The organism is Sporosarcina luteola (assembly GCF_023715585.1).
GTDB lineage: Bacteria > Bacillota > Bacilli > Bacillales_A > Planococcaceae > Sporosarcina > Sporosarcina luteola_D.
This window is the reverse complement of sequence record NZ_JAMBOK010000001.1, coordinates 1,246,715-1,259,123: the sequence shown is the minus strand read 5'-3', so window position 1 is coordinate 1,259,123 and position 12,409 is coordinate 1,246,715. Positions and strand designations below refer to the sequence as shown.

The following is a 12,409-nucleotide window of genomic DNA, read 5'->3' as shown; positions in this document are numbered from 1 at the left end:
AAAAGCATCCGCTTTATGAGGTATTTTAACGAGGAACGGCTTGGTATTTATCCAAGCTGTTTTTTTATATAACACTGCGCCTTTGTTTTCAATCCAAAGTTTACGAGTAGTATGTGAGGGGAAAATGGTTATGATACGGTTAGGACAGTCATCGAATGCGGATAGAGAAAGTTCATATCGAATGAAAAGAAGGTGGAAATATGATCTGGACAATGGGACTCACAAAGGACGATGAATTCATTTACGACTTCCCTGTACATAAAATCAACGAGCTCTCCCTACAATGGTTCTGGGTTGACTTTGATCAGCCTGACGCGGAAGAGGCATCATTGCTTCAATCATTATTCACGTTCCATCCATTGGCACTGGAGGATTGTTATGGCCGAATTCAACGTCCGAAGCTGGACCATTATGAAGGATATACATTTTTTGCTCTGCACTCCATTTGCCACGAAGACTTGATTGCGGAAGAAGTGGATTTGTTCCTGGGCGAAAACTTTGTCGTCTCATTTCATTACAACAAATTGCAGGAAATCGATAAGGCGCGGGAGGCAATTATGCAAAACCCAAGGAAATGGGAACGCGGCCATGTTCATGTCACGTATGAAATTATGGATAAGCTAGTCGATCAATACTTTCCGATCCTTTACAATATCGAGGATCATTTGGATGAAATCGAAGAGAAGTTATCACCGACGACTGTTCAATTATCCATGGATTATGTATTTGAAGTGCGCGGCGACTTATTACGTCTTCGAAGGACGATTTATCCGATGAGGGAATTGCTGTACAGAATGCTCGAATCGAAAAGATTGGATTTCGCTTCTCATGAGCATACATATTTTTCGGATATTTACGATCATCTCATTCGAATAAGCGACATGCTCGATTCCAATCGACAGTTGACTTCAGATATTCGTGATAGCCAACTGTCCATCAACTCCAACCAAATGAATAGTGTAATGATGACGCTGACAATCATTTCTTCTGTCTTCATTCCGCTGACATTCATTGCCGGTGTGTATGGCATGAATTTTGATCATATGCCAGAGCTTCACTTGCGCTACGGCTATCCGATCGTCCTTGTAGTGATGCTGATCATAGGAGTTGCTATGGTTGCTTGGTTTACGCATAAAGGCTGGTTCCGGATCAATAAGTCATAATGTGACCCGCTCTTATTGATAGGGTTAGGTAAACGGAAAAGTTTGTACGGCTTCATATTTCGGAGTCCTCGATGGATGAATCCTGAAGAGTGAAAATCCGTTGACGTGAAATGGAAGCGGTACACATGTTTCTTTTTTTATTGCAGACTCTTCATGGAGTTTGCGCTTTTTTGCAATTGTAATATGAGGAGTGAAACGGTTATCGAGTTCAATACCCAATTGACCTGCTCCTATTGACGCAACGTCCTGCTGAAGTGCATCAAGCGCTTTTGATTGCTGGACGGACATATATACGACGCGTGGACCTTTTGGGGATCCAAAGAAGGAAAGGCCATCGACGGTCAGAGGGAAATTGCTATGGTTGTCTGCTAATGCAGCAAGACTTTCCTTTAAAGGCACAACTTTCTCTTCTGGGAGAGCACCTATGAACAATAGTGTAATATGCAGATCCTCCAAGTGCGGAATTACTTTGTAGGTATTCGATAAACCGTATTTGTCCCTGTATAGCTTTACAGTCTCTTCAATTGAAGCAGGGGCTTTTATTCCGATGAAGTAATGATGATGCATCCTCTACGCCTCCCTAGTAACGATCTCGTCTCCTATTGTAGCCCAATTCCAATTTGATGAAACATGGGAAAGTGCCCAAAAGCATTCAACCTGCATATAAATAGGAATGGTGGTTTAAAAATAGACGGAAGGGGATTAGGTGGAGAGAAGTAAAAATGCAAAAGACGCACAACTGGAACAGTTCCGGGTAAATAACTACGGAAAGAAACTGACAACAAACCAAGGCTTGAAAGTGTCGGATGATGAAAATTCCTTGAAAGCAGGAGTGCGCGGACCGACCTTATTGGAGGATTTTCACTTTCGGGAAAAGATGACCCATTTTGACCATGAACGGATTCCTGAGAGGGTTGTCCATGCGAGGGGGTTTGCGGCGCACGGGGAGTTCGAATTGCATCGATCCATGAAGGAATTCACGAGAGCAGGTTTCTTGCAGAATCCTGGTTCGAAAACGCCTGTATTCATTAGATTTTCAACGGTTGTCGGAAGTAAAGGATCCGCAGACACGGTAAGGGATGTACGTGGATTCGCTATCAAGTTTTATACGGAAGAAGGGAACTTCGATCTTGTCGGAAATAATATTCCGATCTTTTTCATACAAGACGCCATCAAGTTCCCGGATCTCGTGCACGCCATCAAGCCTGAACCGCATAATGAAATTCCGCAGGCGGCTTCTGCCCATGATACATTCTGGGATTTTGTTGCAAATAACCAGGAGACGGCTCATATGATCATGTGGCTTATGTCCGATCGGTCCATTCCAAGGAGTTTCCGCATGATGCAAGGATTTGGTGTGCATACGTTCCGCCTTGTTAACGAAGAAGGAACCGCCAAATTTGTCAAATTCCATTTGAAGCCGGTTCTCGGCGTCCATTCGCTCGTCTGGGATGAAGCACAGAAAATTGCAGGAAAAGACCCAGATTTCCACAGGCGGGATCTATGGGAAAACATCGAGCATGGAAATGTCGTCGAATATGAAATCGGAGTACAGATGATCAATGAAGAAGATGAGTTCATGTTCGACTTCGATATCTTGGATGCAACGAAGATCTGGCCGGAAGAAATTGTTCCTGTCCAGATGTTCGGCAAAATAACATTAAATCGGAATGTTGATAATGTCTTTGCCGAGACTGAACAAGTCGCAATGCATCTCGGCAATATTGTGCCCGGTATCGATTTCACGAACGACCCGCTCCTACAAGGAAGGCTTTTTTCATATTTGGATACGCAACTGCTGCGGTTAGGCGGCCCGAATTTCGCTGAAATACCGATCAATCGCCCGGTCTGTCCGTTCCATAATAATCAGCGGGATGGGTTCAGCCGTCAGCGGATTGATGTCGGAAAAGTAGCTTATCATAGAAACTCGCTTGCCAACAACACTCCGTCGACTTCCACGTGGCAAGAGGGAGGCTTTGTCCATTACGCCGAGAAAGTGGAAGGCCATGTTATTCGAGCAAGAAGCGATTCATTTAATGACCATTTTTCGCAAGCAAGACTTTTCTGGAACAGCATGACACCACCAGAAAAGGAACATATTAGAGATGCATTCATCTTTGAAGTTGGGAAAGTGAAATCAGCCGACGTCAGGCAGCAAGTCGTCGATATGTTTGTCAATGTGGATAAGGAATTGGCAACGGTCATTGCAGATGCAGTCGGCGTCAACCGTCCGGAAGGCCAGCAAGTCAATGTTTCAGCATCTTCCCCTGCACTCAGCCAGGAGAAGACGCCGAGATATCCGAATACACTTAAAGTAGGAGTGTTGATCGGCGGTGGTTTTAATGGCAGAGAAGTGAAAGCGGTCGTTAAAACTTTATTGAACAATGGAGTCGCCGTCGACATTGTCGGTGAGCATTTAGGCAGCCTGACGGGAGCTGATGGTATGAAGGTTATTTTGAATGAAACCTTTCTAACAACATCACCCGTACTTTATGATTCGTTATATGTCGTCGGAGGAGAAGCGAGGAACCAAGCGAAATTCGAAAGCGATATTACGGAATACATCAATGAAGCATTTCGTCATTATAAACCGATCGGCTTTGCTTCAACAGGGGAAGACTTACTCAGGAAGTCCGATGCAGAAACTGGGCCGGGCATTGTGATAGCATCTGCATCCGGAGCCGATTTCCCAGAGGACTTCATTCAAGCCGTAACCCAACAGCGCTTTTGGGACCGAAATATCTATTCCGAATGAAATGGCCGCTCCAATATCTTTTTGGAGCGTCTTTTTATGTATAATGAAGAAGAGGGGGAGATGACAGATGATCCGTACAATCATTTTTGACTTGGACGATACGCTATTATGGGATGAAAAAAGTATTGCCACGGCGTTCGATAGGACATGTCAATACGCGGAGGAAAACCTTGATATACATGCCTCTGAATTGGAGGCGGCGGTCCGTGAAGAGGCAAGGGAGCTTTACGCAGCCTATGATACATATGAATTCACTAAAATGATCGGAATCAATCCTTTTGAAGGCTTATGGGGGACATTCGACGATCCAGGCAAGGAATTCGAGCGGATGAAAGAATTCATTCCTAATTACCAACGCGGTGCATGGACGAGAGGACTTGCGAAACTTGGGATTGTGAATGCGGAATTAGGAGCGGATCTTGCAGCCCGGTTCATTGAGGAACGAAAAAAATCCCCATTCGTATACGACGAAACTTTTTCCGTATTGGAGCAGTTGAAAGGGAAGTATACGCTGGTATTATTGACCAATGGCTCTCCGTCGCTTCAAAATACGAAATTGGAAATCACTCCGGAGTTGGCCCCTTATTTTGACTCAATTGTTATATCGGGAGCCTTTGGCAAAGGGAAACCGGACCCTTCGATTTTTAAGCATGTATTGGCGGAAACAGGCAGTTCCGCAGCTGAGGCATTGATGGTTGGCGACAATTTGCTGACCGATATTCTGGGCTCATCGCGCGTAGGTATGCGTTCCGTGTGGATTAACCGTGAAGGGAAAGCGGGGAACCCAGATATCCAACCGACTTTTGAAATCCACCATCTCGAGCAACTTTTTCCGATATTGGACAAGGTAAACAAAGAGTGAGCCCGGATTCCGGGACTCACTCTTCTTAGCAAGGGCTTAACTATCTGCCCTCTAAGTCTATTCTTCCGCCCTCAAGATCCATTGAATTCTATCTGCATCGATACTTACGTCAAAGATCGATCGCTTTCACTTCATAAATATCTTCCAACTCAGTCAAATCCCCAATTTCCGCCTGTTCAACCCCATTGTCAATTGTGAGCATCATGATAGCATCACCGCCGACCGTGGAACGGCCGACTTGCATCGTCGCGATATTAATGTTTTTCTGTGCCAATAATGTACCAACGCGCCCGATCGCTCCCGGCTGGTCTTTATGTTTAATGAATAGCAGATGGCCTTCCGGCACAACATCGACTACATAATCATCGACTTTTACGATGCGCGCTCCGAGACCATTCAGCAAAGTACCTGCGACGCGATGCGTAAACTTGGCAGTTACGATCTCTGCAGTAATCAAGTGCAGGAAGCCTTTGCTTGCTGTCGTTTTATGCTCATTCACTTTAATATAAAACCGCTCGGCTAGAAATTTGGCATTAACATCATTAACATGGCTTCCAAGGTTGCGCTTCAAAATGCCTTTCACCGTATTACGGGTTAATGCGCGTACATCATAGTTGGCAAGCTCCCCGGCGTACTTGATATTCACTTCTTCAATCGTTTCATCAGTCATTCGCGATAGGAAAGTCCCCAGCTTTTCAGCCAAGTCGTAGAAAGGCGCAATCTTTGCCAACACTTCCTTCGGGACGGATGGAAGGTTGACTGGATTTCGGACAGCATCTCCTTTGAAGAAGTTAACGACATCCATACTGACATCGACGGCGACACTTTCTTGTGCTTCCACCGTGCTGGCTCCTAGATGCGGAGTCGCTATCACTTCAGGCAATCTTAGCAGAGGATGATCAACAAACGGCTCGGTTTCAAAGACGTCGAGGGCCGCACCTGCAACTTTTCCTGACACAATTGCCCCGTACAGTGCATCTTCGTCGATGATTCCCCCTCTTGCGCAGTTGATGATCTGTACGCCGTCTTTCATCTTCCCGAATGCATCTTCATTCAATAAATGGCGGGTCTCCTTCAATAAAGGAGTGTGGATTGTAATGAAATCAGCTGCTTTCAATACATCGTCCACTGTCCCGAAGCCGATCCCCATCTTTTGCGCCTTTTCCTCTGTCAAAAATGGATCGTAAGCGACGATGTTCATCCGTTGGCCCTTCGCCCGGGCGGCGACTTCCGCGCCTATTCTTCCAAGTCCGATGACGCCGAGCGTCTTGTTTTTCAACTCTACTCCAATGAATGATTTTCGATCCCATTTCCCATTTTTTAGTGAATTGAACGCTTGCGGAATCTTCCTCGCCAAAGCTGTCAGCATGGCGATTGTATGTTCAGCGGCAGAGTTGGTGTTGCCGTCAGGCGCATTGACGACGATGATGCCATGCTCCGTGGCTGCGTCCAAATCGATATTGTCGACGCCGACGCCAGCACGTCCGATAATTTTGAGATTGCTGGCGGCTTCAATCACTTCCCGAGTCACTTGTGTCTGACTGCGGACGAGAAGAGCATCGAAACCTTTAATTCTTTCAAGGAGTTCTTCTTTCGACAAGTCGGTAGCAATTGTAATTTCCAATCCATCCGCTTGCCTTAGCGGATGAATCCCTTCCTCGCTTAGCGGATCGGCAATCAATATATGATAGGTCATCGCATATTCTCCCCTTTTTCCAAATAGATTCTCTGCGCAGCCGCAACACCTTTACCGAGCTCAATATTCTTTCCGGATTTAATTAACCCGATTTCGATCATACTAAGCGTCTGCAAAACATCCGCAGGGGAGCAGTAGCCCATATGCCCGATGCGGAAGATTTTGCCCTTCAAACGATCCTGACCTCCTGCAACCGATAGTCTAAATTCTTTATTGATCACTTTCCGGAACTCCTCTGCGTTAAAATCTTCAGGTTGGACGGCAGTGACCGTATCCGACGCATCTTTGTCATTCGTCAATAAAGGAATTTTGAGTGCCATGAATGCCGCACGCACCATCTCTTTCATAAGCGTGTGACGTCCATACACATTCTCGAGCCCTTCCTTTTCCATCATGGCTAGCGCCTGGTCCAACCCGAAAAGAAGGGAAAGGGCAGGGGTGAAGGGTGTCGTATCCTTATCCAAGTCCTTACGGTATTTCGTCAAATCTAAATAGAAGCCCCGGTTCGGATTGGAATCAATGACTTTCCATGCCCGCTCGCTTACCCCGATGAATAGCAATCCGGCAGGCAGCATGAACGCTTTTTGCGATCCAGTCACCATAATATCGATGCCCCAATCATCCATTTTAGTTTCCACGCCCCCGACACAGGAAACCCCATCAACGATAATGAGAGCATCGGAGACTTCTTTCACTGCGGAAGCTAGTTCGTGAATGGGATTCATGACGCCCGTTGACGTTTCACAATACGTTGCGAAAACGGCACTGACCTCGGGGAATCTCCGCAGATAGTTCCGGATTTCATTGGGATCAAAGGCTTTGCCCCACTCGACTTCATATATGTGCACACGGATTCCATACGCTTCACAAATCTTTACAAAACGCGCACCGAATGCCCCGGTCACAATGACAAGCACCTCATCCAGCGGTTTCACGGCATTGACAACAGCCGCTTCCAAGCCTGAAGTTCCACTTCCCGTCACAATCATTACATCCTGGTCGGTCCCGAACACCTTCTTCAATCGGGGTTTAATGGAGCGAAGCAGTTCGGACGTCTCATTGCCTCGGTGGCCGATCATCGGTTGAGCCATGGCCCGTTGTACACTTGGTGGAATAGGCGTCGGTCCTGGAATTCGCAAAAATTGTTGATCTAGTAGCATGTCAATCTCCTCCTTGGAATATAAAAAAGCCTTCCGTCCCTTGCAAATTCATGCAAGGGGCGAAAAGCTATCAGCTACGCGGTGCCACCCTTTTTCGCTGTCATGACGACAGCCTTCATTGCATGCATAACGGGCATGTTCCGGGTGAACCTACTGAAAAACAGAAAATGAAGTTTCAGTCCACCGATTCAGGAGTGCTGCTCTACGTCAGAAACGCTGATTCCCACCAACCATCAGCTCTCTATGGATTCCGATCCGCAAAGCCTGTCTCCATCCAAATCGTTAAACGAATTATTTAATTAATGACAATCATAGCATGTAATTTTTGAATGTCAACACAATGTTCGTCTATTTACAATATAAAAAACAAATTACAGTAAAATCTTCATGTGATACACATAAATTCCGAACTAAACATAACGTTATTTTATAATCGTTCGTTATTAAATGCACGCTAAGAAATTCGGGATTTCCTGAATATTGTATTGCAATGTATCTTACCAAACATTTCGGAAATGTCAATTAGAAATTTTTGATGAGGAACAAATGTATAAAATACCACAGGCATCACATCATAATTGCAACACCATAAATATCAATGGAAAAGTTTAAGAAAAGAGGGAGAAAAATTGGGCATTTTAAATGGAAATCCGAAAGAAGAGCCAATGCACTACGGTGAAGTCCTCGGTTGTTGGGCATACGCAGGTGCGAACAAAGGATTGATCAGCGGATATCAAGGTTTCATCAATCATGCTGGCGACGAGGATCTGATCGAGCTTCTGAAAGACGCGGTTGAAATGATGAAGGATGAAAATAAGGCAGTCGAGAAAGTGCTGAAAGAGAACGGTGTGACACCTCCTCCTACATTGCCTGATCGGGCAGTTGCCAAAGCGGAAGACATTCCAGTCGGTGCACGTTACATGGACCCTGAAATCAGTGGAGCAGTTTCTATAAATGTCGGTCAAGGTCTTGTCTCATGCAGTCAGGTGATCGGCCAATGCCTAAGAGAAGACATCGCAATGATGTTCAGTAAATTTCATGCAGACCGACTTTTGTTTGGTATGCGATTACTCCGTCTGAACAAGGAAAAAGGTTGGATCATTCCTCCTCCTATGCATGGTGCTGCATTCCCTAATAGTAAATGAGTTAAAGCAGCTGATTATTCTCAGCTGCTTTTCTTATGCTCACTTTTCTGAACAGTGTGGTAAAATATCAATTGTAAGGGTGAAAAGGGGGAAAAGGAATGGTATTGTTTACTAGAAAAGAGGATGTAGTTGAAAATTTTCATGGGACCGATATTCGCGATCCATACAGATGGCTGGAAAATCCGGAAGATCCTGAAATGCAACAATGGGTGGATGAACAAAATTACAGGACTCAGGAATTCCTTGAGACTTTCCCGGATCGTGAAAGAGTGAAAAGCAAACTGACGGAAACGTGGAACTATGCAAAGTATACTGTTCCCCAAAAAGAAGGAGAATATTATTATTTCCACAAAAACGACGGTCTGCAAAACCAAGCCGTCTTTTACCGTACAAAAGATCTGAACTCCGAAGACTTGGAAGTCGTATTGGATCCAAATACGATGAATGACGAGGGCACTGCTGCCATTACGAATCTTTCATTCTCAAAAAATGGTAAGAGATTGGCATATGGGATTTCACTCAACGGAAGTGATTGGCAAGAAATCAGAATAAGAAACTTGGAGACTGGAAAAGATGAATCCGACTTGATTCGATTTTGTAAATTCTCAAGCATCGCCTGGAATGAAGCAGGTACAGGATTCTTTTACAATCGTTTTCCAGATCCATCCACTGTTTCAGCTGAAGAACAAAGCTATTACAACAAAGTGTACTGGCATGAAGCAGGAACTGGCCAGGACGATGATGTGCTCGTTTATGAAGATCCTGACAACAAAGAGTTCTCCTTCAATCCGATGTTATCAGATGATTATCATTATCTGATTCTGAATGTATGGAAAGGCACGGAGAATAAAAGCAGAATTTATTATAAAGACCTAGATACTGATGGTGAATTTGTCCATCTGTTTGATAAAGGCGATGGCGAATACTCGTTCATCGGCAATGAAGGACGCACTTTCTATTTCCTTACAAATGTCGATGCACCATACGAAAAAATTATTGCAGTGGATTTGGACAATCCAGGGAAGGAAAATTGGACCGATGTTATTCCGGAGAATGACGATGTACTGTCTTTCGGAAAGATCATTAATGGAAAGATCGTAGTTGGTTATTTGCATAACGCGCATTATGAACTGAAAGTTTTTGACCTGGATGGCAAGCGTGGCGTTGACGTCAAATTGCCGGGATTCATTTCGCTGACTGGTTTGACAGGCAAGAAAGAGGAACCATGGATGTTCATCGGTTACACATCCTACTTATCTCCAAATGCAATCGCAAGCTATAACTTCGGGGATGGGGAACTGACGGCAGTATTTCAGGAGGAAAATAAATTCAAGACGGAAGGATTTGAGACGACTCAAGTCTTTTACCCATCGAAGGACGGAACGATGATCCCGATGTTCTTGACCCATAAAAAAGGACTGGAACTAAATGGTGAAAACCCAGTCGTCCTCTATGGATATGGCGGTTTCAATGTCAGTTTGACACCATCCTTCTCACCAGCATTGCGCATGTGTATTGAGGAAGGCGGCGTCTATGCGGTTGCCAACTTGAGAGGCGGCGGTGAATTCGGTGAAGATTGGTACAAGGCAGGTACTTTGGAACGTAAACAAAATGTCTTCGATGATTTCATTGCAGCTGCAGAATGGCTAATTGAAGAAGGTTACACGAAGAAGGAGAAGCTTGCAATCATGGGAGGCAGCAATGGTGGCTTACTTGTGGGAGCAAGCATCACTCAGCGTCCGGATTTGTTCGGGGCGGCAATTTGCCAAGTGCCTGTTACCGATATGCTCCGCTACCACAAATTCACGGTTGGACGCTATTGGGTGACGGATTACGGAAATGCGGAGCTGAATGCCGAGGACTTCGCTTATATGATCAAGTATTCCCCTCTGCATAATGTCAAGGAAGGCGTTGACTATCCGCCGACACTGATTACGACGGCTGACACGGACGATCGAGTCGTTCCTGCCCATGCAATGAAATTTGCTGCGACGTTGCAGGCATCCTATTTCGGAGATAATCCGATCTTGCTTCGTGTCGAAAAGAATGCGGGACATGGTCTCGGAAAGCCGACAGTCAAGATCATTGAAGAACAGACTGATATCTATTCGTTTCTCTTCAAAACGTTAGGCGTTACCATTTAACAAGAAGAGGCCGTCTCGGGGGGGAGACAGCCTCTTCCTATTTTTGTCGTTCCCAATTCCGAAGGGCTGGATACGGATCGAAAGCCCATTCAGTCCGGCCATTGTATTTATACAATCCGTAGTGGAGATGAGGAGGGAATTTGCCGGATGTTCCTTCTTTGCCATATCCGGTGCTGCCAACAAAGCCGAGAAGTGTCCCGGGTTCTACAATATCGCCTTCCTTGATGCCTTTATCAAAATAAGCCAAATGGGCAAAGTAATGATAGGTGTTATGGTTATCCCGAATGCCGATGCGCCATCCCCCGTATTCGTTCCATCCCATCACTTCGATGACACCATAGGAAGTGGCGACGACAGGAACACCGTAGCCCGCAAAAAGGTCTGTCCCTTCATGGATCCGGCGACCTCCCCATCCGCGGCTTGAGCCCCATGTACTGCGGTACGTGTAATGATGTCCTTTGGGGATCGGGAATACATGCTGATCAAGCTCGGCCGTTTCGAAATGCTTATACAGTTTGGCAATCGTCATAATCTGGTTGACTGTCGCTTCCCGTTTATAGTAGTGCCATAATGCAGCTTTAAATGCATCTTCATCAGGTCCGTACAGCGCTAAATGGGAATACATCGTCATGAGTACATCGGCTGGGTCTGCTTGGTCAGCTACTCCATCCCCGCTCCCATCAGAGCCGTGACCGCCGAAAAGTGCGATGGTGTCGGGAGAATTTTCGGATCGCTCGGGGTTGAATATGCCATACCAGTGTTCAGCGGAAAATTGGATGGAAATCGGCCCTTCCGCTTTCGGAAGATCATTGCGCACTTGTTGGATATTTCGTTCATATTGATCAATTGCGGCAAGGTGATACCAAGGTACCAATTCATTTGAAAAACGTAAATAAAAATCCATCCGTTCTTCCATGATTTCCTTGTCGCTTTTTTGATCAGAAGCGGAGACGATGTTGACGGACGTGAATAAACAGAATATTATACCTGCCAAAGCAATTATATGATGGATACGCAATGGGAAACCTCCTTTGTTGAATGATTAGAATTCCCCGATTGATCGATTTCATGACTTTTTGTTTTCATTACAGAAGCTTCGACAAATGATGGTTTTATTTTTGAGTGATATACTTTAGGAGAGATAGTAAAGAAGGGGAGAGGACGAATGGAAAAACTACAATCGGTTGAGCAGTTTGAGCAGTTGAAAAATGAAGAGCGGACAATGTTCATGTTTTCGGCGGATTGGTGCCCGGATTGCCGGGTGATTGAGCCGTTCTTGCCGAGTATTGAAGCGGATTATCCTGAGTATGAGTTCATTTATGTGGACCGGGATGAGTTTATTGAGGTTTGCCAGCAATTGGATGTGTTTGGAATTCCGAGCTTTATTGCGTTCCATAGTGGGGAAGAGGTTGGGCGTTTTGTAAGCAAGGACCGGAAGACGAAGGAAGAGATTGAGGCGTTTATTGACAGTTTGAGCGCATAAT

The 12,409-nt window shown here is 45.3% G+C and carries 10 protein-coding genes and 1 other annotated feature; of the genes, 6 read left to right on the top strand and 4 right to left on the bottom strand.

The genetic code is table 11. The annotated features are described in order from the left end of the window. Positions 1-200 precede the first annotated feature (200 nt). Positions 201-1,163, top strand: a complete 963-nt coding sequence (corA, locus tag M3193_RS06395) for a magnesium/cobalt transporter CorA (RefSeq protein ID WP_251625264.1) — start codon at positions 201-203, stop codon at positions 1,161-1,163. Positions 1,164-1,187: 24 nt separating this feature from the next. On the opposite strand, the gene thpR is transcribed toward corA, so the two are convergent. Next, positions 1,188-1,730: an RNA 2',3'-cyclic phosphodiesterase gene (gene thpR / locus M3193_RS06390; RefSeq protein WP_251625262.1), complete on the bottom strand. Its 543-nt coding sequence runs from the start codon at positions 1,728-1,730 to the stop codon at positions 1,188-1,190. A 139-nt stretch (positions 1,731-1,869) separates the two neighbouring features. On the opposite strand from thpR, the gene M3193_RS06385 reads away from it, so the two are divergent. Next, complete coding sequence (locus M3193_RS06385) at positions 1,870-3,918, top strand: catalase (protein ID WP_251625260.1); 2,049 nt, start codon at positions 1,870-1,872, stop codon at positions 3,916-3,918. Positions 3,919-3,985: 67 nt separating this feature from the next. Further along, on the top strand, positions 3,986-4,780 hold the full coding sequence (locus M3193_RS06380) for an HAD family hydrolase (protein WP_251625258.1): 795 nt from the start codon (positions 3,986-3,988) through the stop codon (positions 4,778-4,780). 109 nt (positions 4,781-4,889) lie between these two features. Here M3193_RS06380 and serA read toward each other — a convergent pair whose 3' ends face one another. Then, positions 4,890-6,476 (bottom strand): phosphoglycerate dehydrogenase, encoded by a 1,587-nt coding sequence (gene serA / locus M3193_RS06375; protein WP_251625256.1) that lies wholly within the window; start codon positions 6,474-6,476, stop codon positions 4,890-4,892. After that, positions 6,473-7,636: a pyridoxal-phosphate-dependent aminotransferase family protein gene (locus M3193_RS06370; RefSeq protein WP_251625254.1), complete on the bottom strand. Its 1,164-nt coding sequence runs from the start codon at positions 7,634-7,636 to the stop codon at positions 6,473-6,475. The genes serA and M3193_RS06370 overlap by 4 nt, the downstream gene beginning before the upstream one ends. 52 nt (positions 7,637-7,688) lie before the next feature. Further along, positions 7,689-7,922: a binding site (T-box leader), on the bottom strand. A 343-nt stretch (positions 7,923-8,265) separates the two neighbouring features. On the opposite strand from M3193_RS06370, the gene M3193_RS06365 reads away from it, so the two are divergent. Both M3193_RS06365 and M3193_RS06360 read left to right on the top strand, forming a co-directional pair. Further along, positions 8,266-8,781, top strand: coding sequence for a DUF3231 family protein (locus tag M3193_RS06365; protein ID WP_251625252.1), 516 nt, complete (start codon positions 8,266-8,268; stop codon positions 8,779-8,781). 98 nt (positions 8,782-8,879) lie between these two features. Then, positions 8,880-10,925, top strand: coding sequence for a prolyl oligopeptidase family serine peptidase (locus tag M3193_RS06360; RefSeq protein ID WP_251625250.1), 2,046 nt, complete (start codon positions 8,880-8,882; stop codon positions 10,923-10,925). Positions 10,926-10,962: 37 nt separating this feature from the next. Here the strand turns inward: M3193_RS06360 and M3193_RS06355 are convergent, their stop codons facing one another. Beyond that, a complete protein-coding gene (locus tag M3193_RS06355; protein WP_285851848.1) occupies positions 10,963-11,943 on the bottom strand; it encodes a M23 family metallopeptidase in 981 nt (326 codons plus the stop codon). Positions 11,944-12,090: 147 nt separating this feature from the next. Here M3193_RS06355 and M3193_RS06350 point away from each other — a divergent pair, with 147 nt between their 5' ends. Next, positions 12,091-12,408 carry a thioredoxin family protein gene (locus M3193_RS06350; protein WP_251625248.1) on the top strand — a complete coding sequence of 106 codons (318 nt, stop codon included), beginning with the start codon at positions 12,091-12,093 and terminating at the stop codon, positions 12,406-12,408. Position 12,409 lies beyond the last annotated feature (1 nt).

What these genes read in the sequence shown, in the direction of transcription:
- corA (WP_251625264.1), top strand. Translation starts at nt 201, where the DNA reads ATGATCTGGACAATGGGACTCACAAAGGACGATGAATTCATTTACGAC.
- thpR (WP_251625262.1), bottom strand. Translation starts at nt 1,730, where the DNA reads ATGCATCATCATTACTTCATCGGAATAAAAGCCCCTGCTTCAATTGAA.
- M3193_RS06380 (WP_251625258.1), top strand. Translation starts at nt 3,986, where the DNA reads ATGATCCGTACAATCATTTTTGACTTGGACGATACGCTATTATGGGAT.
- serA (WP_251625256.1), bottom strand. Translation starts at nt 6,476, where the DNA reads ATGACCTATCATATATTGATTGCCGATCCGCTAAGCGAGGAAGGGATT.
- M3193_RS06370 (WP_251625254.1), bottom strand. Translation starts at nt 7,636, where the DNA reads ATGCTACTAGATCAACAATTTTTGCGAATTCCAGGACCGACGCCTATT.
- M3193_RS06360 (WP_251625250.1), top strand. Translation starts at nt 8,880, where the DNA reads ATGGTATTGTTTACTAGAAAAGAGGATGTAGTTGAAAATTTTCATGGG.
- M3193_RS06350 (WP_251625248.1), top strand. Translation starts at nt 12,091, where the DNA reads ATGGAAAAACTACAATCGGTTGAGCAGTTTGAGCAGTTGAAAAATGAA.